Genomic DNA, 26,636 nt, shown 5'->3' on the forward strand with positions numbered 1-26,636 from the left:
CGTAAAGACTCATTGTTTCAGTTCTCGTCGCAACGCCGTGAAAGCATGGGAAAAATAACGTAGACAAAGATTTCGAAGGGAGATGCATGAAAGGATGGCCTGGCGAACCGGAGATGGACTACAACGTAGTGAAGTCCGAAGACGCGGCTTTGGACGCGGCGAACGATCCTATTGAGAACGTCATTTTCGATTTTGGCAACGTGTTGGTGCGATGGGATCCCCAAGCAGCTGTTTTGCCACGGTATTCTAGAGAGCTAACCGACAAATTCCTTGATAATAACGTATCCGGTTTCTATGATGCCAGCGATGCCATGGATATGGGGGCGAGCTCAGAACAGGTACTTGCGTCAAACCGTGAGCGGTATGGTGAGTTTTGGGCTGAAATGATGGACTACTATTATCGCAATTTTGTGGATTCCCTGGTCGGTCCTGTTGAAGGAATGCGTGTACTGGTCAACGACCTCAAGGCGGCGCATATCGGTGTATGGGGTTTGTCGAATTGGTCGTCGGAACTGTTCCCTCCCGCACGCCAGATGTACCCCATCCTCAGCTTCTTGGACGACTCGGTGATTTCCGGCTACGTGGGCCTACGCAAACCGCATCGCGACATTTTCGAGTATGCGTTGAAACGTTTTGATATTTCCGCTCGTACCGCCTTGTTTGTTGATGATAAGGCGATGAACATCGTAGGTGCGAATGCTGCAGGAATTCGCGGTGTAAGATTCAACGATGCATATAAGCTCAGGGCGTTGCTGAAAGAGCGGGGTGTGGAAATACCCGGTATACAAGACTGAGGGGGATACTATGTTGAAAGTAATGTTTGCCGGAACTCCTGAAGCAGCGGTTCCTTCGCTGCTCCAGTTGGCAGGTGACAAGGATCATTTTCAGGTTGTCGCTGTGCTGACCAGACCAGACGCCCCTCAAGGTCGTGGTCGTAAACTCACTCCAAGCCCTGTGAAAAAGACTGCGCTGGAGCTGGGCATACCTGTTATGGAATGCGATCCGAAAGAGCCTTCGTTCCTTTCCGCACTCAAAGCCACCGGCGCACAGGCCGGCGCCGTGGTTGCATACGGCAAGATTTTGAAAGAAGATGTGTTGAGTGCGTTGCCGTTGGGGTGGTACAACCTGCATTTCTCGTTGCTGCCGCAATGGCGTGGTGCTGCCCCAGTGCAGCGCTCAATTTGGAGTGGCGACACCCTTACCGGAGCCACTGTTTTCAGGCTTACCAAAGGTATGGATACAGGTCCGATTCTTGCGCAATCAACATGCGAAATCGGTCAGCACGATACTTCCGGAGATTTGCTTTCCAGACTGGCTGACGACGGCTCACTGCTATTAAGCGCCGCACTTACGGCTATGGAGAAGGGGGAGATTGACCCCGTATCACAGCCTCAGGGGTCATATGAAGTGGCTAAAAAAATCAGTCATGAAGATGCGCATATTCGCTTCGATGTGCCGGTGTTTGCGGTCGATCGACAGATCCGTGCTTGCACTCCGGAACCGGGCGCGTGGTGTACATTGCACGCCCAGACAGATATACAGGAACCGTTCCACGTGCTTAAAGCCCGATCCGCTGACAGTGATGATATTAAGGTTCCTTGTGATTTGAAACCGGGTGTGCTGGCGGTAACCAAGAAGCATGTGTGGATTGGAACCGCCACTGTCCCGCTTGAGCTCGAGGAGGTTAAGGCGCAGGGGAAAAAGGCAATGAAGGCTGCGGATTGGGCCCGCGGCGCACGATTGGATACCGAGGCTTACGTAGATTGAATACCGATATATCGATGTTTGTCAAGTCTTGCCCGACTTGCCGGGCTGAATCGTTCAGTATCCTCTAGAGTCTTGCGCAATGCGATGAGTTCATGGTTCTTTATAGGCAGATCACCGGTTTGTCTTTTAGGATGAGATACGAATGGTGTGCCTGATGATTCGGATGTGAGGGAATATGGCTGGTAATAGTGTTGCTTTGGACGCATTGCCGCAGGAGAACGACGAACTGCGTGCGAAAAATCACGCGCTGGCTTCCGCCCTGACAAGGGCAGGCAAGGAGTTACAAAAAGCGAAAGCCCAACTTGGACAGATGGCTTCGCCGCCTCTGAATTTCGCCACCATGTTGAGTGTGGATTCGGCTGTGATCGATGAGCAGGGCGTGCAGCATGCAAGAGCCGAAGTGGTTTTGGGCAGTCGTCGACTGATCGTGCCGGTGGCATCGAATGTGCCGGCATCGCACCTGAAGAGCGGCCAGACTGTGCTACTTAACGAGAACATGGTTTTGGTGGCACAGAGGGGGATTGAACTTTCCGGTGCTGTCCGTGTGGTCAAGCAATCATTGGATGACGGCAGACTGATTGTGGCGGACGAATCGGGCAGCCTCACTCTTGTCGAGCGTTCTGGGGCACTCGCAAAGAACGTTATCGAACCCGCTTCCAGAATTTTGGTTGACGGTACAGCCAGTCTGGCTTTGGAAATCCTTCCGAGCGAGGATGACGCCGATCTGGTGCTTGAACAGAAACCGGATGTCACATTCGCGGATATCGGTGGACTGGACACGCAGATTGAACGCATTAAGGACGCCGTTGAATTGCCATTTCTGCATCGCGAGCTCTTCCAACGATACGATTTGCGCCCGCCCAAAGGAATGTTGCTTTACGGTCCTCCTGGCAACGGCAAGACATTGATCGCGAAAGCCGTCGCAAACGCGCTTTCCAGAGATGGTACCGATAATGGAGTATTCATCTCGGTCAAGGGTCCGGAATTGCTCAGCAAATATGTGGGAGAGTCCGAGCGGCTGATTCGTCTGATTTTCAAGCGTGCGCGTGCCCGTGCGACCGACGGTAGGCCGGTGATCGTATTCATCGACGAAATGGATTCCTTGCTCCGCACTCGTGGATCAGGGATTTCCAGCGATGTTGAGACTACCATTGTTCCGCAGTTTCTTACAGAACTTGATGGAATCGAAAGGCTCGACAACGTTATCGTTATTGGAGCTTCAAATCGTATTGACATGATCGACCCAGCGGTGTTGCGCCCGGGTCGCCTGGATACCAAGATTCGTGTCGACCGGCCAAACCGCGATCAGGCCGTACAAATCGTGTCACATTATCTGACTGACGGTCTGCTTTACGAAGCCGGGCAGAGCGCAGCCACTTTGACAGCGACGTTGGTTGAAAGTGTCTATGACAATGAATCAGAACGCCATATCTGCAACGTTTGCGATGACCAGGGTCGGTGGTCAAGAGTTACGTTTGCTGATGTGATGAGCGGAGCAATGCTTAAAAACATCGTTGATCGCATCAAAACGAATGCCGTCAAGGATTCGATCACACTTGGTCGGCCCATGGAAATCAGCATTGCTGCGGTACGGCAAGCTGTTGACGATGAATTCATCGAAACAAGCAATTCGATGCTGGATTCAGATCCGGCGGAATGGTCAAAAATCAACGGGATTGCAGGCGGTCGTGTAGTGCGTATCCGTCCTGCTGAATAACGTTCGTTACGAGGAGGCACAAGCGGATGACGGTACGCAGGATGATGGGAACGGAAACGGAATACGCAGTCTCCGATTCCAGACAGGTCCATTACAATCCGGTCCAGCTTTCATTCGATGTGGTCGGCGGCGCGGCCGATTCCAGCACAAGTCACATTCGTTGGGATTACCGGCAGGAAGATCCTCTCAACGATGCTCGTGGCACCCGTCTGCCTCGTGCTGCCGCCCGTGCCGACATGCTCACCGATGATCCGCAACGTCAGATTGTCAATGTCATTGCCCCCAACGGTGGTCGTATTTACGTCGATCATGCCCACCCAGAGTATTCCGCTCCGGAAACGATGGATCCGTTTCAAGCGATGAAGTACGAACAGGCGGGTGACCGTCTCATGCTTCAAGCGACACGGAAAGTGAATGATCATACGGGCTCGAATATTGTCATTCACCGCAACAACGTGGACGGCAAAGGTGCCAGTTGGGGGAGTCACGAAAACTATATGATGTTGCGCAGTGTGCCGTTTGACAAGGTTGCCGCACTCATGACGCTGCATTTTGTTTCCCGACAGATTTTCACAGGCTCCGGTCGTGTGGGTATAGGCGAGAAAAGTGAGGAAACCGGCTATCAGCTCAGTCAGCGAGTCGATTATATCCGTTCCGTCGTGGGGTTACAGACCACATTTGACAGGCCAATTGTCAATGTTCGTGATGAATCACACGCGACAGGTCAGTATCGTCGTTTGCATGTCATCGTGGGAGATGCCAACCGTATGGATGTGCCGTCAGCACTGAAACTCGGCACAACCAGCATACTTTTATGGCTTTCCGAACAGGTTTACGCAAGCGACGGATCCAATGAGATGGTTGATCTCGATGGGTTGCTTGCCGATTTGCAATTGGTTGATCCTGTAGAGGCAATGCATACGGTCTCCCATGATTTGACATTGGCGCAACCGTTGCCGTTGGAGCATGGTGGCACCACAACAGCATGGCAGATTCAGGTACGTTTGTTATCGGCTGTGGCTGCACAGGGGGCGGCGACCTATGGTACTGATAGCAGGGGAGAGCCGCTTTGGCCCGACGAAGCAACGGGGAGTACGGTGATGATGTGGAGGCAGGCGCTCGCTGATGTGGCTGCCGTGCGTCATGCCGATGCTGACGATCGTCTTGTTATGCAACAGGAAGGCTCACGCTTGGAATGGCTGCTCAAATGGCAGCTGCTGGAACGTCTACGTCGCAAAAGCGGTGAATCATGGTCAAGTGCCAAAGTCGCCGCTCTTGATTTGAGTTGGGCTGATGTGGACCCGGCTCGTTCGGTTTTTTCCCGGGTGCTGACGCAAACGGAACGCATATCAATCGATTCATCCAATGATGCGGATGTTGAGATACAACGTTCCGCATCGAATCCTCCGGAAGAGACCAGAGCTTGGCTCCGCGCTGAAATCGTCAGAAGGTTTGCACGTGAAGTGGTCGCTGTGTCGTGGTCGCACATTACAGTTTCGGCGCAAGGTGCTGGTGGCGGAAACACAGGTGGAAACGACGAATCAGACACCAGTTCGGGTCTGTCGGACAGCTCCGGCACTCATGAATCAACGTATCTCTATTCATTGGATATCTCTAACTGCGCTTGCTGGTCCAAGTCCCGGTGTGAACAGATATTAGATGATGCTCAAGCGAATCATGACTCCGCATTCGTCACTCTCAAACGGCTCCAGCAATTGTCCCAAGCGGGCGATGACAAGCGGGCATAAGATATTTACCGTAGCGCAATTCGATAGTTATCAGGGATGATGGTGGTGGCTTACGGTGTCAGACTTCGGACCGTTTCATACTCTCGATCAATCCTGCATATTGCGCGTCGCCGCGATAATCAAATGGGTCGTTGATCTCAGCTTCACCATGAACAGGCACCGTAGTCTTCAGATGCGTCCAGTCGCAGCTGAATGAAACTCCCGTACGCAGTGCGCATCGAATGAACGTCCCTCGCAGTGCCGCGCGTGTATCGGCAGGCGGTCGGGTCAGTGCCTGTTGTACAGCATCGTCTGAAACGAGGGTATTCATCAGCTTATGGTGCACAAGTGAAGGGTAGATGGTCCCATTGGTAATATCGTGATAGTTCAGATCTATTTCACGTTGTTGGACCGATGACAACATTGGATTGCGCTTGCTCATTTGATTGATCAGTTGATGCTTTGCTATCCAATCGACACGATCGCTCAGCGAAGCTATTTGTCCATCGTTCAGTGCATCAAGGGCGTGCTTCCACTCGTTCAGGACGTACAGACAACTGGTTTCGGGCAGTGATGCTTGGATTTCCCCTGTGTGCTTTTCAATGAACTGAGCGACGATATACCAATAAAGGTATTGGATTTCCAATGCGCTAACGGTTTCGGCGTTGCTGATCTGGACGTTGCGCTCATAGCGGACGAAAGCTGAATCGCAATCGGTTGACGAATTGGCATGAAAGCGCTGTTGTGCCGACCTGAACAACTTGATGTTTTCCAGTGCCATCACTGGCCTATGGCAGCTCAGATCAGTGCTCATCGCTTGGTTTGCAGCACTGGGATTGCTGAGTGAACACGCCTCGAATCCTGAATCGATGCCGCGTTTGGCGGCATCTTCAATCACGCACAGCACCAGATGTGTCGTCGCCAGTTTCATGATTGTGGCCCATTGCGAACGGTTCGAATCGCCGAGAATGACATGAAGGCGACGGAATTCATCTGGGTTGGCATGTGGCTCGTCTCGGGTGTTGACCATCGGCCGCGAACGCGTTGTCGAGGAGGAAACCCCGTCCTCAAGGAACATCGCACGCTGCGTAATTTCGAAACCGTGTTCGTTTACAAGTCCTGCTCCGGTAAAGATCTGTCGGGTCACCAGAAACGGCAACAGTTGGTGGTTGACAGCGGGAAGTGAAACGTACCGTCTGACCAGATAGTTCTCATGGCAGCCAAAGGAGTGACCCGCGCTGTCGGCATTGTTTTTGAACAGATGAATGGTGGCGTTCGGCCCATGCGTTTTGCGCAATTGAGCCTGAGCGTTGTCGACGAGTTGTCGCATGATGCTTTCGCCGGCCAGATCCTGCACCAGTGCATCCGAGGGATCGCGGGCCTCCGCTGTGGCATACTCGGGATGCGAGCCGACGTCAAGATACAGACGTGAACCATTTTCCAAATAGGTATTGGTCGTGCGTGAGCGTGAAAGCACCGGTGCAAACATCATCATAGCCACTTGGCCAGGGTCGCAAGACTGATCGGTTTCGGTAACAGAAACGCCATACTCGGTCTCAAGACCAAAAATACGTGCGTAGGAGTCGTATTCCTTGCAATGGTGGGTATGTTTTCCTGAACCATGATTGCTGCTGTCTCGCAGCTCGGGCATCATTCGCCGCCTTTTTGCACGAAGCTGGAAACATACTCTTCCGCGTCGGTTTCCAGTGTGGAAGAGATGTCGTCGAGCACGGCATCAAGTGCATCCTGTTGATGTCGTAACGAAGTCATCTTCTCCGAGCATTGCTGTTTCTGATTCTCGGATGTGTCAGAGTTCTGATGTTGCGATTGTGCGAACTGTTGTGGCATACCACTCCTTTGCGTCTTGGTGGATGGCTTAGGTAAGCTGTTCCTGTTGCCGGTATCTAATCACATACTCTAGTGCGTGGTCCGGGATGTACTAGCTTCTGTCCGTGGTTTGGATGTCCCGATTTGTCTGCCCTGGGTTGAACGAAGTAAATAGATCTTGTGAAAGTCACAGACTCACGGCAAAAGGGTAATCTTCATTATTTTAAAACGGTTGCGCCAAATCGATCAGATAAGGCTTGAGCTCATTGTCGATAAGACCGTTGGTTGCGACGATATCGTTCTCCCTGCGCCAGTGAATTGGGTTGCCGTTCCATCGGCTCACGTTGCCTTCCGCCTGGCGAACTATGACGGTGCCAGCTGACACCGCGGGGATATCCCATTGGTGAAGATGCGGCTCGAAGTAGGCGTCATAGGTGCCATCGGCTACCTTGCACAGATCCAAGGAAACAGGACCGATACGCTTAACGTCGGCCGGTTTGTCGGCGATGCCGCTTAGTACTCGGAAAGCGCGTGCGGATTCCTCAGGAACGTGCGACATGCCAAAGCTGACCACGGAGCCGGCAAGACTTCTGGTGGTCGAAGGTATTGTTTTGCCGCGTTGCTCGCCCAGGGGTGTATGCCGGATACGAATGGCACCATGATCTTTGGCTGCAAGATACGTCAGTCCAAGGGCCGGTGCGTGTACTACACCGAGAATGGGCTGAGCCGAGTTTTCCTCATTGAATTCGAAAAGTGAAACGGTGATGGCCCATTCCGACATGTTCCGACGGAAATTGATTGCACCGTCAATAGGTCCGACGCACCAGAATTTGTCACCCGGCTTTGTTTCCTCCGGTCGGTCACGCCACATGCCGTTGTACGGTTCCAAATAATTCAGGCGGTTCTCGATAAAAGCGATGAGTTTCTCGTCGATACTGCTGCTCAGTTGTTTGCTGGTGGAGGGAATCTCAAACATATCGAGATCTTGTGGATTGATTTGGTCATGCAAGGCATGCTTGCCTGCATCCTTTGTTACTTGAGCCGCCTTCAACGCAAGTGCTCGTAAATTCGTTGTCATTTTCCACCTGCCTGCCCATATTTCTTTCCTGCCTCTATATTTTAGTCCGCAGAGCTCATAAGCTTCAATAAGCCTATGAAAAAACCTCCAGTTCGCATTGCGACTGGAGGTCTGTAAACAGAAAAAACCTGTGGTTCAACTCACTTGGAGGCAACAGCCTTCTTGAGGAGGCTGCCTGCGGAGATACGAACGCCGTAGGATGCCGGAATCTTAATCGTTTCGCCGGTGCGCGGGTTGCGACCGGTGCGAGCAGCGCGACGGACACGTTCAGCGGAGAAGAGGCCGGTCAGCTTCAGGCCTTCGCCGGACTGCATTGCTTCGACGAACACATCCTGGAAGGCATTGACAGCCGCTTCGGCCTGTGCCTTGGTCAGGTTGGACTTCTGTGCAATCTTCGAAACGAGATCAGACTTGTTGTATGCCATGAAGAATCCTTCTTAATCAGGGGCTTTCCTGTTTGGTGAAAGCCACGTTTCAAGTATATAGTCTAACCCAAACTCTTGCCAAATAGCGCAGTTTTATGCGGTTTTTTCGTTGATTTGTAAAGATTTAACTCGGTCCGGACTTTTTTTATGTCGTTTTACGACGTAATCGCCAACTACGTCGTAATCAACACGGTAAACGTCATCAAGAAATACGACTACACTCTGATTTCTGTCTTATTAAGAGCAGTGTGAAGTGTCAAAGGAGATTGTGGTTGTCGAGTCGTTTCATCGCCAGTGCGCCAATTGGGATGCGTAACCAGTAGAAACCGACACGGTAAACCAACGTGGCACTCAATGCAACCGCTGGTGGAACGCCGATTGAGGTGAAGGCAAAGGTCAATGCGGCTTCGACAGCACCCAAGCCACCGGGAGTTGGCATTGCGCTGCCCAGTGTATTAGCCAAAAGGAAAACGAAAGTGGTCTCCAACGGATTCGAGTGAGCTCCGAATGCCATCAGTGCCGTCCAGAATCCGAGTCCCGTGGCTATATTGAGGATTAGGGCACCCGCGATGGCTGCCGTGAGTTTCTGGGGCTGTGAAAGCACTTCGACCAATTGATGAGCGTATGAACGCAATAATGGCAGATACTTTTCTACGATTAACTTGCGAATCTGGGGAACGGCCATGCACAGGCACAGCACCAATGCTATAGCTCCAATAACGACAACCAAGGTGTTTGTGGGAACCATGTCGGAGAACATGTTACGTCCTGTGAACAGACCCATAATCAGCAACAGTATGATTGTCGTCAGTCCTTGGACGGCCCATGTCACGGACATGACAGCCGTAGCCTTGGTGTTTTTGTAACCGTTTTTACGCAGGAACTGTAGGTTAACGAAAGCCGGCCCCACGCCTGCCGGCATGGAAACGGCGGTGAAGCCGGCAGCTGCCTGCGAACAGAACAGATCAAACCAGTTGCGTTTGTCCTTGTCCATAAATCCCCCGAGCGTAATGGCTGAACCGCACCACGCAAGCATCGAAAGGAAAAGACACGCGAGTGCCCAGAAGATATTTGCATGTCTGACTGCATTGATGACATCATTGGGGCGCAACTGCGTGAAAATCACCGCGACCGCAACAATCAGAAGCGTGATGGAGACAAATGACTTGACATTGAAACGTGCTATGGTCACAGGCTCGGTGGTTTCGATCTCCTCATCAGGAACGAAAGCATTGAGCCGATTGCGTACATCATCAAGCAGCTGCTTATTCCATCCCGGCAGCGATCGGGTGGCCGACGGCACCGCAACCTTTTGGACGAACGGGGCCAAATAGGCCAACGTTTCTGCTCCCCAGGTCTTCAATGCGGTTTGGATAACGAGATCGGGATCGGTTAGTGAGCACAGAAGAACCAGCAGTTGCACTTTGTCGATGGCGATATTTGTGCTGCCGCTGGCATAGTCGCCGTTCTGCCATCCCACGATAACCGGTTCGCCATTAATAAGTGCCAATGTATCGGGTGTGATTCGATGATGCGAATAGCCGCGCTGATGGGCTTGGGCCAGATAATCCATGTATCGGTGCATCGAATCGGTGTCGAGGTTTGCGCAGTTGCTGATTGTCGGAGTGCCTGTGACGTTGAATACCAGTATCGATGATTCCTCACCGTCGGCTACACCGTATGCATTGGGTGCAGTGAGCCCGCACGAAGTCAACCCCAAAAGCATGGCGTAGTGGTGATGGATTGCAGCTTTTGCCGAACGATCATGGCGCATCGACACCCCGGTGAAACGCAGTCCCTGCCAAATCTGATTGAGGTAGCCTGCGGCATGGGGCAGTGAGTCAAGTACCGAAATAATGTAGTGCTGTCCGTGTTCATCTTTCGCATCGTAGATACGCGAGTTTTCGATAAGGTCGTCATCGAGTCTGGTTTTGAGTACTCCGGGCTCGTTGTCCGCATCCATGCGGCGACGGAGTTCTGTGATGTTCAGACCGATTCCGTGTGTGGCTTGAATAACACCCGTTCCCCACAGTCCTCGCGTCTGCGTGCCCATGGCGAACCGCAAGACCAGCCCGATGATACGGCCTACGGCGAAGGAAACGATGACACCGGCGACCGAATGCAGTGAAACGATAACGAATACCGCTGCCGCTATCAGCAAGGTATTCCACCCCCATTTCACCGATGAACGGGAGCGTTTTGGTCCGGCAACGGTGAGGAAGGCACCGATGCCCGCATAGAAATCAGGCAGCATCGCCGGTCCTGAACCTTCTGTAGATTGCAAAGCGGCCAGAAGCGTCGGGAGGCCGATATACGCCAGCACAAACGAAAGTCCGAGAATTAGCGCGTAGCCACTGAACAGTGCGACTACTGAAACAGCTGATTGCAGCCATTCGCGATTAATGATCAGATGAATCAAAACACTGATGACAATGGCGAAACTCAGGAACTGCTGCAATATCGAAACCGGCAGATACATGAGCCATGTCAAGACCTGACCTGCTGATTGCGCATCGTGCTCCACACCGCTTGTGATGCCGCGCATATAGGTAGCAAAGATGATGACGGATATCGCCAGAACCAAGGCTCCCAGTGCATGCAACAGATCGTTGGCGTTACGTGCGCGTTGTGGTGCTACGTCCACGATGTGTGCGGGCTGTTTCTTCTTCAAAGTCTCGTTGGCTCCCACGGAATTCTCGTTTGGCATTGGTGTGACTTCGATGGGTTCGTGCACAGGTTTTGGAGTATCAGTGTTGCCGGCCGGTACGCAGGTGCGTGTTTCATCGGTCATTGCAGATCGAAATCCACCAGCTGCGAGGCGAGTCCGGTATAGGTTTCAGGGGTGAGTGCTTTAAGGCGCGCGGCGGTTTCGTCATCGAAATCCAGAGAGTCGATGAAAGACTCGACATCACTCCTGCTTATTCTCTTGCCACGCATGAGTTCTTTGACTTTCTCGTACGGCTGTTCCATGCCCTTGTGACCTGCGAATTCCTGTGCGCGCATCGCTGTCTGAATCGGTTCACCGAGCACTTCCCAGTTGTCATCAAGTTCGCGGGTCATGGCATCGAAATTGGGGTGAATGCACTGAAGTCCACCTGACAGGTTATCTAGCGCTAGCACTGCATAGCCGAGTGCCGCTCCGACGTTGCGCTGGGTAGTGGAATCGGTTAGATCCCGTTGCCAGCGACTTTCGATCAGCGTGTTCGAAAGCGTGTCGAGAAGAGAGCAGGAGAGTTCCAGATTTGCTTCCGCATTTTCGAAACGAATCGGATTTACCTTGTGGGGCATGGTCGATGAGCCTGTTGCGCCCTTGACGGGGACTTGGGTGAAGATGCCGCGGGAAATATACAGCCACACGTCAACGGCGAGATTGTGCAGAATTCGATTGAAGTGACTAATCGAGCTGTAGAGCTCGGCCTGCCAATCATGACTCTCGATTTGGGTGGTTAGCGGGTTCCAGATGAGTCCCATACGCTCTGTGACAAACTCGCGGGAAATCTCGAACCAATCGACGTCGGGACATGCAACGACATGTGCGCCGAATGTGCCTGTTGCCCCATTTAATTTGCCAAGGTATTCCTGGCCACGCACATGTCGCAGTTGACGGGTCAGACGATGCACAAACACCTGTAATTCTTTTCCTAGCGTGGTTGGGGTAGCGGGCTGTCCGTGGGTCATTGCAAGCATCGGCAGGTCACGGTATTCCTTGGCCTTGCTTGTAAGGGAATCGATGAGTTCCTGCGCCTTGGGAAGCCAGACCGCCGTAACAGCCTTCTTTACGCAACGTGCATTGGCCAAATTGTTGATGTCTTCGGATGTGCAGGCGAAATGTACCAAAGTCTTCAGTCCCGGCAGTTGGGTATCGCTTCCGAAAACTTCTGCGGCCTTGTCCAGTTCATCGTCGATGTAGTATTCCACCGCTTTGACATCATGATGGGTTTTGGCTTCGTATGCAGCATGTCGAGCAATGCCATCTGCATCGAAATTGTCAGCAATGGCACGAAGATAGTTGACTTCAGATTTCTTCAATGGTTGTATGCCACTAAGCACCGGCTTGTTGCCGTTACCTTCGAACCCGTTGGACAGAAGAATCATCCATTCGGTTTCAACGGTGATGCGCTCACGATTCAAGGCGGGTTCGCTCAGATATTCCGCAAGCGCAGCTGTCTGTTCATGATAACGTCCATCCAAAGAAGTTAACGGGATTGCCGGTGAAATTTGAGTCAGCTGCATAGTTCCAAGCCTATCTCAACCCTTTGTCTGTAACAAGTCTCGCGATATTTACCATGGTTTGACACCAGTGGCCTTTCCATCGTTTGGTTGACTTTTCTTACCGTCCGCAACGCCGCCGTTGCTGGTATTGGCTTTGAGGACATCCTCAACCTGCTTGCGTTGCTCTTCGGTCAGCGCTGTTTCGCTGTTCTGTCCTGAAGGCGACGATTGCGAGCCGGTACCTGTGCTTCGATCGTTCGAGTTTTTTGCATCAGCCTGAACCTTGACGAGTTTGCGTTCGGTGTCCGTATTCAGTTTTTGTGAAATTCGCTGGTTGAACTCGATGGTTTTCTTTGTACTTGACGGCAGTAGAATGCTCAAGCGCTTCGCATGTTCGAATTGTGCCTTCGTTTGGTCCAGTCGTGCCTTGAGTTGCTGTTGGTCGGCATCCGGTTTCTTGGCGTATTCGACGTTTGCGTTGAGGGATGTTGTGGCTTGGTTATAAGTGTCGATAGCTTTGAGATTCACCAGAATCACACCAGCCAGAAGAATCAGAACAACTGCGGCTACACCCAGCCCGACTCGTACACGCAATGATGCAATTGGGCGAGATGCGGCTTGCCTGACCGTGGTGTTTTTCCGGTTCTTGTTGTTTGATTCGGCAATTGTTGAGGTTGAAGGTCGTAATGGCGCAACATTGGTCTTTTGTCGCTTCATAGTTGCCTCCTTGTTAACGACAGCCATGCTGCCAGTTCCATGGTGAGTAAAACGGCCAAAATAATGGATAGTGGCCAGACCACCGGTGTGACCCGGTCCCGTCGCTTAGGCGTTTCGATGGTTCTGAACCGTCGGGATGCGGAGGCTACCGAACGTTTGTCAAGTCGATGAGTGGCGTCCAGAACAATGTTTTTGCCACTTATTTCGTCGGCGATTGTCTTTAGGTTCTCAACGTTCATCTTGGATATTCCCGGTTGTCCGGTTGACGGATCCGTCACCCAGCCTTCCGAAGTGGTGCTTCCTGTTCCTAGTGATGAATGAGAATGATCATCCGGAGTTGCCTTGATTTCTGGTACCTGACCGCCTTCGGGACTGCCAACGGCTATGGTAAAGGCATCGTCAAGATACTGGCGCAGTGATGAGAATGTTCGTCGTGATTTTGCGTCGGTCTGTTCGCCGTCAGAAATGTAATACAGGACGATATGGTCTTCCGGATGCGCCTGCCGTATGGATTTGAGCGTCACCAGTAATGGATCAATGGGGGAGTCGAGTGACGATCCGGTCGAAACCGATGTCGGTTCTGGCTTAAGACCATCTGCCCAGCTACGTATTGCCCAGGTATCGGGAGTCAGAGGTACGTCCAATGTTGCGCTTACGCCAAAACGGACAGCTGCGAAACTGGAATTTTCATAAATGTCCGTCAGATCATCGACGGCTTTTTTCGCGGCGTCGAGTCGGGTGAGCGTGTTTTCTGATCCGTAGTGAGCATCGTTGACCGCCATTGATCCGGTAACATCGGTGGCCACGATAATATCTGTGGTATTGATGGCTCTGCTGGTAGTGCTTGTTATGGTCGATGGAGTAAGTGCCAGAGCGGCGATAACAAGACAAATGGCGCAACGACGTATGCATGACCACAGCGTTTCATCGCTGTGCCCCTTGCTGCGCATATGAACTACGACCACCGCAATGGCGAATCCAATCATTATTACTGTGATGGCTAGGCCGGCTGTCCATCCCAAAGCTGGAGCGAGGCGAACGTTCGAAATACTGTCCAGATTCATCGATTAAGCCTCCAAGCCAAGCATATCCACAACACAACAAGTACTGCCAGTGCCAGCGTCCACCATCCTGGCGTATCAACCAGCGCCGTTCTGCGGATGTGCTGCTCGTCTTGGTTCTTGCGCTTCTCGATGCCCTGTACCAGACTTTCGATTGGCTTGCCGGAGTGTACCGAGAAATATGAACCGCCATGAGACACGATATCGTTTTCCATCTGGATGGTTGTCTCATCATGCTCGTTTGCAGATGGTCCGGCATACATTCCATCGACCACGATGCCGGCTTGATGCGTCAGATCCAGAGCTGAAGCCAGAGTGTAGGTTGAAGAGCCGGAGAAATTGTCAGTGGCGAGCACGATTGAGGCCTTGTCGCTTTGAGCAGGGGTTTTATTCGACTTTCCATACGTGAAACCGGGCAACATAGCTGCACAGCTCACCAAACCGTCACCGATAAGACTGGTCTGATCCTTGCGATTCTGGGTGCCGTCTATAAGGTCCGAAAAATCCTGTCTGGTACGTGCATCGGTTCTGTCGATTTTGTCCTGTGAAGAGACCTTTCCCAAGATGTCACCCGCTTTTTTGAGTTGGTCGGAAGCTAGTCGGTAGTCATCCGTCAGTGGGAACAACGTGCGCGAAGTCGAATTAAAGATGCTCAATCCGATGCGCTCACCCTTGAAATTGCTGATGAGTTCTTGATAGGCAGCAAGCACCTCATGGTCGTAGGAAAGCATGGACGGGGAGACATCCAAGCACAGGATGATGTCGCGATTGCTCGCTCGCTCATCGGCCTTGTCGATAGTTGAAGGCCTTGATATGGTTGCCAAGGAAAGCAGTAGCGACACCACCAATAACGCCGTAGCCGTGCGACCGAGCAGACGCCACTGATGGAACTGGTCCACCACATGTTCGATATTGAGGTCTTCGTCGAGATGATAGACGGGAAGCTGTGCAATCTTGCTGTGTCGATGTGAAGAGAACACCATCCAGACGACAATCAGCACTACGGCGAGAAGCAGTCCCACTGGTCCGGCCCAAGGCCAACGCCATTCGAAATTCACTTGCGCCACCTTTCGATCAGATTGGCGACCCATTCCGCAGCTTGATGTACGTCGACATACTGGGCTTCGGCATGCCGCTTGACATCAGCAAATTCAGGAGGGTAAAGGGCGGAGATGGTTTGTCGCAGCAACTTCATCCCTGGATCGAAGGTTTCGTGAACCGGCAAACCGCTGATGTCGGAAAGTGTGTAGGAACTCATATCTTTACCGGTCTGAATGCCAGCGAACTCACGTGCTGTTTGTGCCAACTCATTCAGTGCTTCTTCTCGCTTCAGATCGTTCCGCTCGTAGCGGTTGACGATTTCATCAATCCGTCTGTGCCACGTCTTTTTGTCATTGCCGACGGCATGGGCTCCACGTGATTTCGCATCAGCCTGTTTGCGCGGCCGTGAAAGCAAGGCAATGACAACTATCAGTAGCGCCGCAGTGCACAGGCAGACAACAAGGGCCACAATCAGTGCTGCGGGCACTTCGATAAGGCTTTCCGGCTGAGGTAATGCCGTAAATGTATTCTCGGTAAAACCGGGAATGGATGATGTCAACCGACTGGCTGGCAGCAAATCAGAGCCCAATATTGAAGAAGGTAGAGTGATGAAGTTCATCGTTGCTCACCTGACCCTACCATCGTCAGACCCGTTGACAATGATGGTGTTTTCAGTGTCATGCTAACCAAATGAAGGAACTTGGAAAACATTTCGTCGCTGGAGGCAGCGCGTATCAGCGTGGCCTTGTTTTTTTTGAGTTCATCGGCAAGCTGAGTGGCCACATACTGTCGGTGGGCATCCACGGCAGTTGCATTTTTTTCGGAAATCATGAAAGCGGGTATTCTCCGGCTGTCAACGCCATCGATTACATGGCCGAGAGTGATTGGCCGGAATGGATTGAGGGGGACTACGTCGATAAGAATGAGCGGATGCATCGCGGCTATTAAACGAACTACACGCATCTGTTTGACATCCAACGCATGGTCGTCGGTGGCAATGATAACAAGTGACCCCTTGTCTCCCAACGTGTGTGCGTAGTCGAGCAGTGCATTGAAATTACGTGAAGACCGTTCCCGGTCGCCGATTCCCTCATCGATGGACTGCTCGAATTGAGCAAGGCCGCCTTTGAACGGTTTGCGAATGATGCTTTTGCTATCACCGAAGACAAGGGAGATTGTGTCATGTCTTCTAGTGCTCAGTGCAGCAAACATGCACATGGCGTTCGCGGCAACTTGTAACGCAGTTTCCCCGCTTTCCGTGCGGCCATCCATCTCTATTCCGTTGTCTATCAGCAGATGCACACGAGAAGTGACAGAACGTTCTCGGTCAACAACCATAGGATGACCGTTTTTGGCGCTGGACTTCCAATCGATAAGTCGTGCTTCGTCTTCAAATGCATAATCTCTGGCCGATAGAGGGTCGTCGTTGCCGCCTAATCGTGAAGAGGGATGCTCTCCCTCAAACATACCCAAAGCACGACGAACGGTTGGCAAACTGAGTGCCGAAGACAATGTCTCAACCTTTTTGCGAACTGGTGCCGTGTGCAACGAAGTATCGGAAATGAACGAACTCATGGAACAGGTACCGTTTCAACGACGGAATCGATGATTTGATCGGAATACATGCCCTCGGCCTGCGCCTCGAAAGTCAGCAGAATGCGGTGGCGAAGAATTTCATGTGCAAACCTTTTGATGTCTTCGGGAACAACGTAATCGCGTCCGTTGAGCAATGCTTGCGCCTGTCCGACGCGAACCAAGGCAATTGAAGCTCTCGGGCTGGCGCCGAGACGCACTCTTGTTGCGAGATTCTTGATGGGTCGGCTTCCGGCTCCTCGTGTCGCCGCTGTGAGATCAACGGCGTAGTTGAGAATGGATTCGCTTACATGGACCCGCCGTGCTGCTGCGCGCAAGAAATCGACATCCGCGATACTTAGTGCATCTTCAACTGGTGCTGTGGGATCTACTGAGTCCGTGCCGCGTTGGGTGAGCAGAGCAAGCATCCGGGTTTCGTCTTTGGCATCCGGATAGGTCATGACCACTTTCATCATGAAACGGTCCATCTGAGCTTCGGGCAGGTTGTAGGTGCCCTCTTCCTCGATTGGGTTTTCCGTGGCAATGACCATGAATGGTCGGGGAAGGGCGATGCGTTTGCCACCAATCGTCGTCGCTCCTTCGGACATGGCCTCCAGCATGGCTGATTGCGTCTTGGCGTTAGAACGATTGATTTCGTCAAGCAACACAAAGTTGGCGTGAATCGGTCCGACCTGTGTGGAGAACTGCTGCGTTGAAAAGTTGAAGATCTGAGTTCCTGTTAAATCGGACGGCATGAGATCTGGTGTGCATTGCACGCGGCGAAATGAGCCGGAAACGGATGTTGCCAGCGTCTGCGCCGCAGTGGTCTTGGCCAATCCTGGCACCGATTCAATAAGTATGTGGCCACCTGCGATCATTGTGGTGATAAGGGCCTCACGCAAATCCTCCTGGCCGATCAGCGTTTGTGAGAAGCGGGCGCGAATGCGATCTGAAAGTTGCTTGGCGCGTGCTCCATCAGTGGCACCGGCACTTGGTGATACAGGTGCTGGCACTGGTGTATTAAGTTGTTGGCTCATTGGTTGGTCTTCCTGGGAACGTGGTGAAAACAATGCCATATCGCTCAATTCTTCGATTCTTCCGTGTTTATGATGCTATTGCTCTGTGTGAGGCATTCTAGCTGTTGGGGCGGAGGTCAGGTCCCAATTGACGGGTTCGACACCCATTTCGCGTAGTGCCTCGTTAGCCCTCGAGAATGGCTTTGATCCAAAGAATCCGCGCGAGGCCGAAAGCGGGCTCGGGTGTGGTGACTTGATGACGGTGGCATGTGTCAGCAACGGCTCAAGACTTTGTGCATTTCGTCCCCAAAGAATGGCAACCAGGGGCTTTGGGCGACCTTGCTCGTCGGTGCGGGCATTCAGCGCCCGGATTGCGGCATCGGTGACTTCCTCCCAGCCTTTTCCTTGGTGGCTGTTGGGCCGTCCGACTCCCACCGTTAGGCAGCGGTTGAGCAACATAACTCCTTGCGTGCACCATGGAGTCAGATCGCCGTTGTCGGGAGTTGATAGACCGAGATCGTCGTGCATTTCCTTGTATATGTTCTGGAGGCTTTTCGGCACCGGTCTGACATCGGGCGCCACAGAGAAACTGAGTCCGACAGGATGGCCCGGTGTGGGGTAGGGGTCTTGTCCGACAATCAGTACTTTGATCGAATCGAACGGTATGGTGAAGGCCCTGAGAATGTTGGCACTTGCCGGTAGTGACCGCCTACCTGCCTTATGCTCTGCGCGCAGGAAATCGCCCATGCGGTGAATGGTCGGTTCCACGTCGGCAAGTGCCTGTGTCCAACCAGGCTCCACCAGTTCGGAAAGAGGTTTGATGTTGTTTTCGGTCATGACTATAACTTTAAATCCGGTCAGTTGGTTTGCAGGCTTTGTTTCTGGCCTTTGGCAGTGCCAAACGCTACACTGGCTTGTAGACGCTTGAACGAAAAATATGTGGAGGGAACATGGTTCGCGATCAACGAGATACGTACGAGTCCTATCAGAAGGACGCTTTTGACAACCCTCCCGCAGGTCCTATGGGAGTTCATCGAGGCAATACACCGTGGTGGACACGTCTGGTGCCTTATCTCGTCGTGTTGATTGTTGCGGCTTTGGCCGGTCTTTTAGTATGGGGATTCTATTCTCAGGAGCTTCAGAAGGTCTTTGTGGACAAGGATCAGAACACGTCGCAGACCGACACTTCCAGTAAGAAGAAAAAGGATGCCGACGAGAAGGAGGATGATTCCCAAAAGGAAGAATCCAAGAAGGGCGACACCGAGAAGGACGACACAAAGGCTGATGATTCCGCAATGGAGCAGCAGCCGTCGCCTCAGCCTACACAGCAGGTAAACAAGCAGACCACAATTCGGATTGTCAATGCAACCCGTATCAATGGGTATGGTGCCAAGAAACAGGCAGTGCTTCAACAGGCAGGATATTCGTCCGTAACGGCGACAAATCCGAGCGGACAACTTCCCAAGGCTTCCGTTGTTTGGTATCAGAATGAGAATGACAAGGCCACGGCGCAAGATGTTGCAAACGCCTTAGGTATCACCGCAGTTGAACAGCAAAACGGAACGGCCCAACCGATTGTGGCCGTGTTACTTAACTAATTAGCTAAATGCGATATGTTGCCACGTGTTGACTAGCGATTGTTTGACGGCACGCAGCAAATTCCTATGTTTTGTCATTTGCGCCAGATTTTTTCGGCGTGTTGCGCTATTTTGACCGTAGTTCTGACTATAGTTAGTAATATGTTGCGTGATGTGGTACTCGGAATCAGCCGGGTTCTTCATATTGTTTTCGCGTGACAAAAACTGATGAGAGAATGGTTATTATGGCACAAGGTACCGTTAAGTTCTTCAATGCTGGCAAGGGTTACGGATTCATTAGTCCCGACGATGGGAGCGAGGATGTGTTCGTACACTATTCTGCTATTCAGAGTGAAGGCTTTAAAAAGCTTGATGATGGCGACAAAGTAGAGTACGAGTTTGAGCAGGGCCCCAAGGGTCTGCAAGCTACCACCGTCTCGAGGATGTGATTGCTTTATCCCTCAAATTTGACAGGTCTTGATTCTTTTGAATCAGGGCCTGTTTTTATGTCAACAGCGCAATTTGGAAAGTTTTGGCACTCAACCGCTTCGAGTGCTAATCTTGCAGTTAGCACTCGAAGCCTGAGAGTGATAACTGGCAGCTGACGGTCGGCTATCCATTTTGAGACCTTTGAGTGAGTAAATATTAGCTTTGTAGCCACTTGTGGAGGAAACAATGGCAAAGATGATTGCTTATGACGAGGAAGCTCGTCAAGGAATGCTTGCGGGTCTCGATGAACTCGCTAACACCGTAAAGGTCACGTTGGGCCCGAAGGGCCGCAATGTGGTACTTGATAAGAGCTATGGTGCTCCTACCATCACCAACGATGGTGTTTCGATCGCCAAGGAAATCGACCTTGAAGACCCTTATGCACGTATCGGTGCGGAGTTGGTCAAGGAAGTTGCCAAGAAGACCGATGACGTTGCTGGAGACGGCACCACCACCGCTACTGTGCTTGCGCAGTCGCTTGTGCACGAAGGCCTTAAAAACGTCGTTGCTGGTTCGAACCCGGTTGCGTTGCGCCGTGGTATCGAGAAGGCTTCCGACTCTGTGGTGAAGGAACTGGTTTCCGTCGCCAAGGATGTCGAGACCAAGGAGCAGATTGCTGCAACCGCGACGATTTCAGCAGGTGATCCTGAGATCGGCGAGAAGATCGCTGAAGCTCTCGACAAGGTTGGTCAGGATGGTGTTGTGACCGTCGAAGACAACAACCGTTTCGGTCTTGATCTCGATTTCACTGAGGGTATGCGTTTTGACAAGGGCTATATCTCCCCGTACTTCGTCACCAACAATGATGAGCAGACCGCTGTTCTCGATGATCCATATATTCTGCTGACGGGTGGCAAGCTCTCCAGCCAGGAGGATGTGGTCCACATCGCCGAGCTCGTTATGAAGAGCGGCAAGCCGTTGCTCATCATTGCAGAGGATGTCGATGGAGAAGCGCTGCCGACCCTGATTCTCAACAAGATTCGTGGTACCTTCAATTCTTGCGCGGTCAAGGCTCCGGGCTTCGGTGATCGCCGTAAGGCCATGTTGCAGGATATCGCCATTCTTACGGGCGCACAGGTCGTCTCTGATGACTTGGGTCTCAAGCTCAACTCCGTCGATATGTCCGTGCTTGGTCAGGCCAAGAAGGTCATCGTCTCCAAGGATGAGACCACCATTGTTTCCGGTGCAGGTTCCAGGGAAGATGTTGATGCTCGTGTTTCTCAAATACGTGCGGAGATCGACAACACCGATTCCGATTACGATCGTGAGAAGCTGCAGGAGCGTCTCGCCAAGCTCGCCGGTGGTGTGGCTGTCATCAAGGTTGGTGCGGCTACTGAAGTCGAGGCGAAGGAACGCAAACATCGCATCGAGGATGCAGTGCGTAACGCAAAGGCAGCCATCGAGGAGGGACTGTTGCCCGGTGGCGGTGTGGCACTCGTTCAGGCTGCAAAGAAGGCCGAGGAATCTGCAGACATCAAGTCGCTCGCAGATGAAGAAGCTACCGGTGCAGCAATTGTCTTCCGGGCCATCGAAGCGCCGATAAAACAGATTGCTGAAAACTCCGGTGTCTCGGGCGACGTCGTGCTCAACAAGGTTCGTGAACTTCCCGACGGACAAGGCTTCAATGCTGCGTCCAACGAATATGAGGATTTGCTTGCCGCTGGTGTCGCTGACCCGCTGAAAGTCACCCGCTCCGCCCTCCAAAACGCTGCTTCTATCGCGGGTCTTTTCTTGACGACTGAAGCTGTTGTGGCTAACAAGCCTGAACCCAAGGCTGCCCCTGCTCCAGGTCAGGGCGCCGATATGGGCTACTAACCCCCCCCCACTGATCCTCCCTCTATTGGCTAATCCGAAGGCATAATAGGGAGAGTTGTCAGATGAGGTTTCAAGGAGGCCGGCATTTCGCATAGCGGATGCCGGCCTCCTTGATATTCTTGCAGACGCTTCTTTTGGTTTTATTTACGATGCCGTCGTATGGATAAAGCAGTTCGTGTTCTGTTTTCAAAACTTTTGCTTGAATGCATTTGAATGTATTTGACCGATTGATAACCAGAGCGTTGCATAGACTTCAAGTCAATGTTCGCGATAAGAAAGCACTTGGCTCGGCAGAACGCTAAAGTGGTGGTTATGTCAGCAGGAATATTGCAGTTTTCAACGACCTCGGCCGTTGTTACCGACGATGAATTGGTGTGCAGCAGGCAAAAACGCAAGCTTTTGTGGCGACATTTCATAATCGGCTTCATGTTTTGGATGCTTACCGTGGCGACAGTGTTTTCCGGCTTCGTCGCCGTTGCCGTTGGTGCTGAGACTCCCGACGTGTCTTCTTCCTTGGCGGTTGATATGCGATCTGATATCACCGATCCGCAGAATCTTCTTGGTGCGCAGATACCGCGTGTCACAGATGCTATTTCTTCGGTCAAAGAACAGACCGGTGTAACGGTGCGGCTGTTGTACCTAACTAACTTTACAGGCACCAACGATCCGGACAAGTGGGCGGGTGATACGCTGCAATCTACGAATCCTCCGGCCAATACCGTTTTGCTTGCAGTAGCATCCAACGATGGCAGACTTGTAGTTGCGGTTTCGCACAATTCCGATGGTTGGTTGAAAGATAAGGATCACGTCGCACAGCTTTCTCAGGCTGCCTTGGATCCGATACAAAAGGGCGACAACCCCGATTGGCCTGGTTCCGCTTGCGCAATGATGGACAAAATTAAGACGTTGCATGAACAAGAAGTGTCAAAAACACCTAAGATCATACTCGCGTCGAGCATAGTCTTTGGAATCATCGTACTGGCTGTGATCGTAGTACTCGTGATGCGCCGAAGGAAGGCGGTTCGTTCCGCTGGTGGTAAAAAAGGTTCGGAAACAAATAACGCTATTGCTACGGCAACCAATGAAGCGGATGGTGTAAAAGGGAAGGCAAAGCGCCCCAAACACCGCAGAAAACATTGACACAATGCGTAAGCATTCGGCTTTGTCGACGAATGCCTTCGATAGCACTCGATTATTGCATTTTATTTAGCTGAGTGAAGAATAAATCGTATTGTGCAGGATACATTCAGGAAACGTACAGTCTTGTGAGTAATTGTTGAGGATATGAGCAAACCGATAGAAGCATCAATCGTTGTAGTCGACGATGAGCCGTCAATTCGTGATCTGTTGGTCGCGTCCCTTCATTTCTCAGGTTTCGATGTGGCTACGGCCGCTTCGGGTACAGAAGCCATCGATGTGATAGAAAAGGTGCAGCCCGATCTTATCGTTCTTGATGTGATGTTGCCAGATATTGACGGGTTTACCGTCACTCGCCGTGTTCGACAAAGTGGTATCGATACGCCGGTGCTTTTCCTGACAGCGCGCGATGACACCCAAGACAAGATCATGGGCCTTACAGTAGGCGGTGACGATTACGTGACCAAGCCGTTCAGTCTTGAAGAGGTTGTGGCCCGAATTCGTGCTATTTTGCGACGCACGCATGATCAGACGGAGGATGATCCGGTTATGCGTGTGGGCGATCTTGAAATAAATGAAGATTCCCATGATGTTTCGCGTGCCGGACAGCCAATAGATCTGAGCCCAACGGAATACAAACTGCTGCGCTATCTCATGGATAATCAAGGCAGGGTACTTTCCAAGGCACAGATCCTCGATCATGTCTGGCAATATGACTGGGGTGGAGACGCTGCCATCGTTGAGTCCTACATTTCTTATTTACGCAAGAAGGTCGACGGTGTGACCATTACCAATCCTGATGGCAGCAGACATAAGGTGCCTCCGCTTATTGAAACCAAGCGTGGTATTGGCTACATGATTCGTGAGCCAAAGGATTAAACAGGACGATGATGGCAAAAACACAGGCATCGTCGCTGTCGGGCGGTAATCCTGATGTTTCCGTGACTGATTACTCCCGACTTTCAGTCGATGAAGACGAGAATGTTAGAGACGCCATGTCTGAGGAAGGCGAAGGGCATGGTGACAGAGAAAAACAGGCTGGTCGCGTAAGCAAGCCCAGCCGGTTCAGGATATTCGCCAAATTGCACAGATTTTGGCTTGATCATCTTGATTCGGTGCCTTTATCCACGAAATTGGTGGCGTGCATGCTGGTGCTGCTAACGGTCGGAACATTTGGTATTTCGCTGACCATCCGGCAGCTGGTCAGTAACTATCTTGTCGAAAAGACTGACGCTCAGCTGCGAGACCAGGCCCAACTGGTCTATAGCAACGTTGATTTGCTCAGCAACAGGGACGGCAAGAACGAGAACATCGGACCCAATGAATACTTCATGCAGTTGCGAGATACCGAGAACAATATAGTAAGCACGCCTCTTGTCCCTGTGCTCAGAGACAACCTCCTTTCCGAACCGGTCCTTCCACCCAATGGTTCGATGGGTAATGTCAAATATGACAAACCGTTTACTGCTCCGGCGCGAGTTCGGACGCTGAACGCCGCGGTGAAGTCTGACAAACGCACCATTCAGCTGGCTCAGGCCCCTTGGAGGGTGCTTGCCTTGGAGGGTCGCGAACGTGGTCCTGACGGCAACAGTGTGGTCAGAATGACCGTATATATAGGCGTGTCGATGGCTGATCAAATCGACATCATCAACACGTTGACCAGATATTCGATTCTTGTCAGTATCGTCATTGTGATGGTCGGCGCCATCGTGGCCACCCTGATTATTCAGCGTACCTTGTTGCCGTTGAAACGTATCGAAAAAACCGCCGCGAAGATTGCTGCAGGCGATTTGAGTCAGCGTGTGCATGCAGCTCCCGAGAACACCGAGGTGGGATCTTTGGCGGCATCTTTGAATGCCATGCTTGCACGTATCGAGTTCAGTTTCTGTGAACAACAAAAAACCACTGAAAAAATGAAGCGGTTTGTCTCCGATGCCAGCCACGAGTTGCGAACACCGTTGGCAACTATTCACGGCTATTCCGAGCTGTATCGCATGCAACGTGGTCTGCCAGGTGACCTTGAACGTGCTGACGAGTCCATTGGACACATCGAGGCGTCAAGTCAACGAATGACTGAGTTGGTGGAGGATTTGTTGTCATTGGCGCGACTTGACGAGGGGCGAGGGATTGACATTAACCAGCGAGTTGACCTCACTCAGCTGCTCACAGATGCCGTTGACGATCTTCATGCCCTTGATGCGGAGCGTGGTATACAACAGGGTCGGCTCAAGCTCAATGTCAAGGATGGGCGTAATTCGGGTTACCTTGCATTTATAGAAGGGCAGTTCCCTGAAGTTACCTTAACCGGTGACGCTTCGAGACTTCGTCAAGTGATCACCAACATCGTCGGCAACATCCATCGGTACACGCCTGTTGGTTCACCGGTGGAGGTCGGGCTTTCAGTCATGCCGGCCTCAATAACCCCGGAATCGTTGCAGCATCTGCCAGTCGATAAACAGTCGTTGCGTTATTTTCTCGAGTTCGTTGAAGTGGGACAGTCCATGCATGTAGGCACCAATTATGCGGTGTTCAGCTTTGTCGATCATGGTCCCGGTGTTCCCGTTGAGCGTCAATCGCAGATTTTTGAGCGATTCTATACCGCTGATTCGTCGCGAGCTCGACAGAAGGGCGGCACTGGGCTGGGAATGTCGATTGCACAGTCTGTTGTTCAGGCACATCGCGGCTTCATCGATGCAGCAACAACCAGGAATGGTGGAGGGCTCACATTGACCGTTGTTCTCCCAATTGCACTGGATGAAAGGGATGAAACCGGTGAACAGCCCGCAATGAAGACTTTCGAGCATTCGGTTTCGAAAAAAGCAACACGGCAAGGCAGACAGGGCATATGGCCGCGTCGTGATAAAGCAAGATAAAACTTCGTTGATACAAGAATCAACGGGTGTGTTAGGACGGAGCGCTTGGTGATACGGTGCCGTTTCGCGGTTTGCATAGCCGTTAGGCTAGAATGTTGTAAGAGTGTAGATAGCAATGAGAAGCGGTGAATGCCGCAGTTGAGAACACGGAATGGATGAGGTGTATCATGCCCAGCGGAAAAGTGCGTTGGTTCGATCAGAAGAGGGGCTACGGTTTTATTACCGACGAAGATGGGAATGATGTTTTTTTGCCGGCGGCCGCTCTTCCATCAGATGTTTCAACTCTTCGTAAAGGGGCCAAGGTTGAATTTTCATTGGTGGACGGACGTAAAGGTCCTCAAGCCATGGATCTGCATCTTCTCGGTCCGGCCCCTTCGGTTGTGCGAGCGACCAGGCCAGAGGCCGATGATATGGCTGCCATCGTTGAAGATTTGATCAAGCTTCTCGACAAGGCAGGCAATTCGTTGAGGCGACATCGGTATCCTAATCCTGAAGAAAGTCGTAAACTGGCTACTTTGCTGAGAGCTGTGGCCGATAATTTCGATGTCGAATGCTGAACGGAAAACGAAAAGCGGGATGGTGGAA

24 protein-coding genes are annotated in these 26,636 nt (G+C 51.9%); 11 read left to right on the forward strand and 13 right to left on the reverse strand.

Translation table 11 applies throughout. The features are described 5' to 3' along the window. Positions 1 to 86 precede the first annotated feature (86 nt). The 4 genes from GA0061077_RS01540 to dop all read left to right on the forward strand — a co-directional run bounded on the left by GA0061077_RS01540 (position 87) and on the right by dop (position 5,232). Entirely contained in the window at positions 87 to 794 is a 708-nt protein-coding gene (locus GA0061077_RS01540) for an HAD family hydrolase (protein WP_091847171.1), read from the forward strand. Positions 795 to 804: 10 nt separating this feature from the next. Further along, positions 805 to 1,767, forward strand: a complete 963-nt coding sequence (fmt, locus tag GA0061077_RS01545; RefSeq protein WP_091847172.1) for a methionyl-tRNA formyltransferase — start codon at positions 805 to 807, stop codon at positions 1,765 to 1,767. Positions 1,768 to 1,942: 175 nt separating this feature from the next. Next, complete coding sequence (gene arc / locus GA0061077_RS01550) at positions 1,943 to 3,484, forward strand: proteasome ATPase (protein WP_091847173.1); 1,542 nt, start codon at positions 1,943 to 1,945, stop codon at positions 3,482 to 3,484. Positions 3,485 to 3,510: 26 nt separating this feature from the next. Continuing rightward, positions 3,511 to 5,232: a depupylase/deamidase Dop gene (gene dop, locus GA0061077_RS01555; protein ID WP_091847174.1), complete on the forward strand. Its 1,722-nt coding sequence runs from the start codon at positions 3,511 to 3,513 to the stop codon at positions 5,230 to 5,232. A 58-nt stretch (positions 5,233 to 5,290) separates the two neighbouring features. Here the strand turns inward: dop and GA0061077_RS01560 are convergent, their stop codons facing one another. The 13 genes from GA0061077_RS01560 to GA0061077_RS01620 all read right to left on the reverse strand — a co-directional run bounded on the left by GA0061077_RS01560 (position 5,291) and on the right by GA0061077_RS01620 (position 18,997). Then, complete coding sequence (locus GA0061077_RS01560; RefSeq protein WP_091847586.1) at positions 5,291 to 6,862, reverse strand: proteasome accessory factor PafA2 family protein; 1,572 nt, start codon at positions 6,860 to 6,862, stop codon at positions 5,291 to 5,293. Continuing rightward, positions 6,862 to 7,059, reverse strand: a complete 198-nt coding sequence (locus GA0061077_RS01565) for a ubiquitin-like protein Pup (RefSeq protein ID WP_091847175.1) — start codon at positions 7,057 to 7,059, stop codon at positions 6,862 to 6,864. The genes GA0061077_RS01560 and GA0061077_RS01565 overlap by 1 nt, the downstream gene beginning before the upstream one ends. Positions 7,060 to 7,261: 202 nt before the next feature. Then, complete coding sequence (locus GA0061077_RS01570; protein ID WP_091847176.1) at positions 7,262 to 8,116, reverse strand: inositol monophosphatase family protein; 855 nt, start codon at positions 8,114 to 8,116, stop codon at positions 7,262 to 7,264. Between the two features lie 140 nt (positions 8,117 to 8,256). Continuing rightward, complete coding sequence (locus tag GA0061077_RS01575) at positions 8,257 to 8,541, reverse strand: HU family DNA-binding protein (protein ID WP_033521170.1); 285 nt, start codon at positions 8,539 to 8,541, stop codon at positions 8,257 to 8,259. A 256-nt stretch (positions 8,542 to 8,797) separates the two neighbouring features. Continuing rightward, positions 8,798 to 11,332, reverse strand: coding sequence for a lysylphosphatidylglycerol synthase transmembrane domain-containing protein (locus GA0061077_RS01580; protein WP_234696459.1), 2,535 nt, complete (start codon positions 11,330 to 11,332; stop codon positions 8,798 to 8,800). Then, positions 11,329 to 12,774 (reverse strand): adenylosuccinate lyase, encoded by a 1,446-nt coding sequence (gene purB, locus GA0061077_RS01585; protein WP_091847177.1) that lies wholly within the window; start codon positions 12,772 to 12,774, stop codon positions 11,329 to 11,331. Before purB ends, GA0061077_RS01580 begins: the two co-directional genes overlap by 4 nt. A 48-nt stretch (positions 12,775 to 12,822) precedes the next feature. Beyond that, positions 12,823 to 13,470: a DUF6466 family protein gene (locus GA0061077_RS01590; RefSeq protein WP_091847178.1), complete on the reverse strand. Its 648-nt coding sequence runs from the start codon at positions 13,468 to 13,470 to the stop codon at positions 12,823 to 12,825. Continuing rightward, positions 13,467 to 14,519 (reverse strand): vWA domain-containing protein, encoded by a 1,053-nt coding sequence (locus GA0061077_RS01595; protein WP_375773972.1) that lies wholly within the window; start codon positions 14,517 to 14,519, stop codon positions 13,467 to 13,469. Before GA0061077_RS01595 ends, GA0061077_RS01590 begins: the two co-directional genes overlap by 4 nt. 11 nt (positions 14,520 to 14,530) lie before the next feature. Next, positions 14,531 to 15,589, reverse strand: coding sequence for a VWA domain-containing protein (locus GA0061077_RS01600; RefSeq protein WP_091847180.1), 1,059 nt, complete (start codon positions 15,587 to 15,589; stop codon positions 14,531 to 14,533). Further along, positions 15,586 to 16,191 (reverse strand): hypothetical protein, encoded by a 606-nt coding sequence (locus GA0061077_RS01605; protein ID WP_091847181.1) that lies wholly within the window; start codon positions 16,189 to 16,191, stop codon positions 15,586 to 15,588. The genes GA0061077_RS01600 and GA0061077_RS01605 overlap by 4 nt, the downstream gene beginning before the upstream one ends. Continuing rightward, positions 16,188 to 17,147: a DUF58 domain-containing protein gene (locus GA0061077_RS01610; protein WP_091847182.1), complete on the reverse strand. Its 960-nt coding sequence runs from the start codon at positions 17,145 to 17,147 to the stop codon at positions 16,188 to 16,190. Before GA0061077_RS01610 ends, GA0061077_RS01605 begins: the two co-directional genes overlap by 4 nt. Beyond that, positions 17,144 to 18,181: an AAA family ATPase gene (locus GA0061077_RS01615; RefSeq protein ID WP_375773966.1), complete on the reverse strand. Its 1,038-nt coding sequence runs from the start codon at positions 18,179 to 18,181 to the stop codon at positions 17,144 to 17,146. The genes GA0061077_RS01610 and GA0061077_RS01615 overlap by 4 nt, the downstream gene beginning before the upstream one ends. 75 nt (positions 18,182 to 18,256) lie before the next feature. Next, positions 18,257 to 18,997, reverse strand: coding sequence for a uracil-DNA glycosylase (locus GA0061077_RS01620; protein ID WP_091847184.1), 741 nt, complete (start codon positions 18,995 to 18,997; stop codon positions 18,257 to 18,259). Positions 18,998 to 19,110: 113 nt separating this feature from the next. Between GA0061077_RS01620 and GA0061077_RS01625 the strand changes: the two genes are divergently transcribed. The 7 genes from GA0061077_RS01625 to GA0061077_RS01655 all read left to right on the forward strand — a co-directional run bounded on the left by GA0061077_RS01625 (position 19,111) and on the right by GA0061077_RS01655 (position 26,608). Then, a complete protein-coding gene (locus tag GA0061077_RS01625) occupies positions 19,111 to 19,758 on the forward strand; it encodes a LytR C-terminal domain-containing protein (RefSeq protein ID WP_091847185.1) in 648 nt (215 codons plus the stop codon). 224 nt (positions 19,759 to 19,982) lie between these two features. Next, positions 19,983 to 20,186 (forward strand): cold-shock protein, encoded by a 204-nt coding sequence (locus GA0061077_RS01630; protein ID WP_091847588.1) that lies wholly within the window; start codon positions 19,983 to 19,985, stop codon positions 20,184 to 20,186. Positions 20,187 to 20,412: 226 nt separating this feature from the next. After that, the gene (gene groL, locus GA0061077_RS01635; protein WP_091847186.1) at positions 20,413 to 22,041 is read left to right on the forward strand and encodes a chaperonin GroEL; all 1,629 of its coding nucleotides are present in this window, start codon (positions 20,413 to 20,415) and stop codon (positions 22,039 to 22,041) included. A gap of 312 nt (positions 22,042 to 22,353) precedes the next feature. Next, positions 22,354 to 23,181, forward strand: coding sequence for a TPM domain-containing protein (locus GA0061077_RS01640; RefSeq protein ID WP_091847187.1), 828 nt, complete (start codon positions 22,354 to 22,356; stop codon positions 23,179 to 23,181). 144 nt (positions 23,182 to 23,325) lie between these two features. Next, entirely contained in the window at positions 23,326 to 24,057 is a 732-nt protein-coding gene (locus GA0061077_RS01645) for a response regulator transcription factor (RefSeq protein ID WP_091847188.1), read from the forward strand. Positions 24,058 to 24,065: 8 nt separating this feature from the next. Then, positions 24,066 to 26,051, forward strand: coding sequence for a sensor histidine kinase (locus tag GA0061077_RS01650; RefSeq protein WP_375773967.1), 1,986 nt, complete (start codon positions 24,066 to 24,068; stop codon positions 26,049 to 26,051). Between the two features lie 167 nt (positions 26,052 to 26,218). After that, a complete protein-coding gene (locus GA0061077_RS01655; RefSeq protein WP_091847189.1) occupies positions 26,219 to 26,608 on the forward strand; it encodes a cold-shock protein in 390 nt (129 codons plus the stop codon). Positions 26,609 to 26,636: the final 28 nt, after the last annotated feature.

Source organism: Bifidobacterium commune (assembly GCF_900094885.1).
In the GTDB taxonomy this organism is placed as follows: domain Bacteria; phylum Actinomycetota; class Actinomycetes; order Actinomycetales; family Bifidobacteriaceae; genus Bifidobacterium; species Bifidobacterium commune.

Excerpts from the sequence above, each read along its gene's own strand:
- GA0061077_RS01610 (WP_091847182.1), bottom strand. The coding sequence starts at position 17,147 with ATGAGTTCGTTCATTTCCGATACTTCGTTGCACACGGCACCAGTTCGC.
- GA0061077_RS01620 (WP_091847184.1), bottom strand. The coding sequence starts at position 18,997 with ATGACCGAAAACAACATCAAACCTCTTTCCGAACTGGTGGAGCCTGGT.
- fmt (WP_091847172.1), top strand. The coding sequence starts at position 805 with ATGTTGAAAGTAATGTTTGCCGGAACTCCTGAAGCAGCGGTTCCTTCG.
- GA0061077_RS01650 (WP_375773967.1), top strand. The coding sequence starts at position 24,066 with ATGATGGCAAAAACACAGGCATCGTCGCTGTCGGGCGGTAATCCTGAT.
- purB (WP_091847177.1), bottom strand. The coding sequence starts at position 12,774 with ATGCAGCTGACTCAAATTTCACCGGCAATCCCGTTAACTTCTTTGGAT.
- dop (WP_091847174.1), top strand. The coding sequence starts at position 3,511 with ATGACGGTACGCAGGATGATGGGAACGGAAACGGAATACGCAGTCTCC.
- GA0061077_RS01570 (WP_091847176.1), bottom strand. The coding sequence starts at position 8,116 with ATGACAACGAATTTACGAGCACTTGCGTTGAAGGCGGCTCAAGTAACA.
- GA0061077_RS01560 (WP_091847586.1), bottom strand. The coding sequence starts at position 6,862 with ATGCCCGAGCTGCGAGACAGCAGCAATCATGGTTCAGGAAAACATACC.
- GA0061077_RS01625 (WP_091847185.1), top strand. The coding sequence starts at position 19,111 with ATGGTTCGCGATCAACGAGATACGTACGAGTCCTATCAGAAGGACGCT.
- GA0061077_RS01565 (WP_091847175.1), bottom strand. The coding sequence starts at position 7,059 with ATGCCACAACAGTTCGCACAATCGCAACATCAGAACTCTGACACATCC.
- groL (WP_091847186.1), top strand. The coding sequence starts at position 20,413 with ATGGCAAAGATGATTGCTTATGACGAGGAAGCTCGTCAAGGAATGCTT.
- GA0061077_RS01655 (WP_091847189.1), top strand. The coding sequence starts at position 26,219 with ATGCCCAGCGGAAAAGTGCGTTGGTTCGATCAGAAGAGGGGCTACGGT.
- GA0061077_RS01605 (WP_091847181.1), bottom strand. The coding sequence starts at position 16,191 with ATGAACTTCATCACTCTACCTTCTTCAATATTGGGCTCTGATTTGCTG.
- GA0061077_RS01575 (WP_033521170.1), bottom strand. The coding sequence starts at position 8,541 with ATGGCATACAACAAGTCTGATCTCGTTTCGAAGATTGCACAGAAGTCC.
- GA0061077_RS01630 (WP_091847588.1), top strand. The coding sequence starts at position 19,983 with ATGGCACAAGGTACCGTTAAGTTCTTCAATGCTGGCAAGGGTTACGGA.
- GA0061077_RS01645 (WP_091847188.1), top strand. The coding sequence starts at position 23,326 with ATGAGCAAACCGATAGAAGCATCAATCGTTGTAGTCGACGATGAGCCG.
- GA0061077_RS01615 (WP_375773966.1), bottom strand. The coding sequence starts at position 18,181 with ATGAGCCAACAACTTAATACACCAGTGCCAGCACCTGTATCACCAAGT.
- GA0061077_RS01540 (WP_091847171.1), top strand. The coding sequence starts at position 87 with ATGAAAGGATGGCCTGGCGAACCGGAGATGGACTACAACGTAGTGAAG.
- arc (WP_091847173.1), top strand. The coding sequence starts at position 1,943 with ATGGCTGGTAATAGTGTTGCTTTGGACGCATTGCCGCAGGAGAACGAC.
- GA0061077_RS01640 (WP_091847187.1), top strand. The coding sequence starts at position 22,354 with ATGTCAGCAGGAATATTGCAGTTTTCAACGACCTCGGCCGTTGTTACC.
- GA0061077_RS01580 (WP_234696459.1), bottom strand. The coding sequence starts at position 11,332 with ATGACCGATGAAACACGCACCTGCGTACCGGCCGGCAACACTGATACT.
- GA0061077_RS01590 (WP_091847178.1), bottom strand. The coding sequence starts at position 13,470 with ATGAAGCGACAAAAGACCAATGTTGCGCCATTACGACCTTCAACCTCA.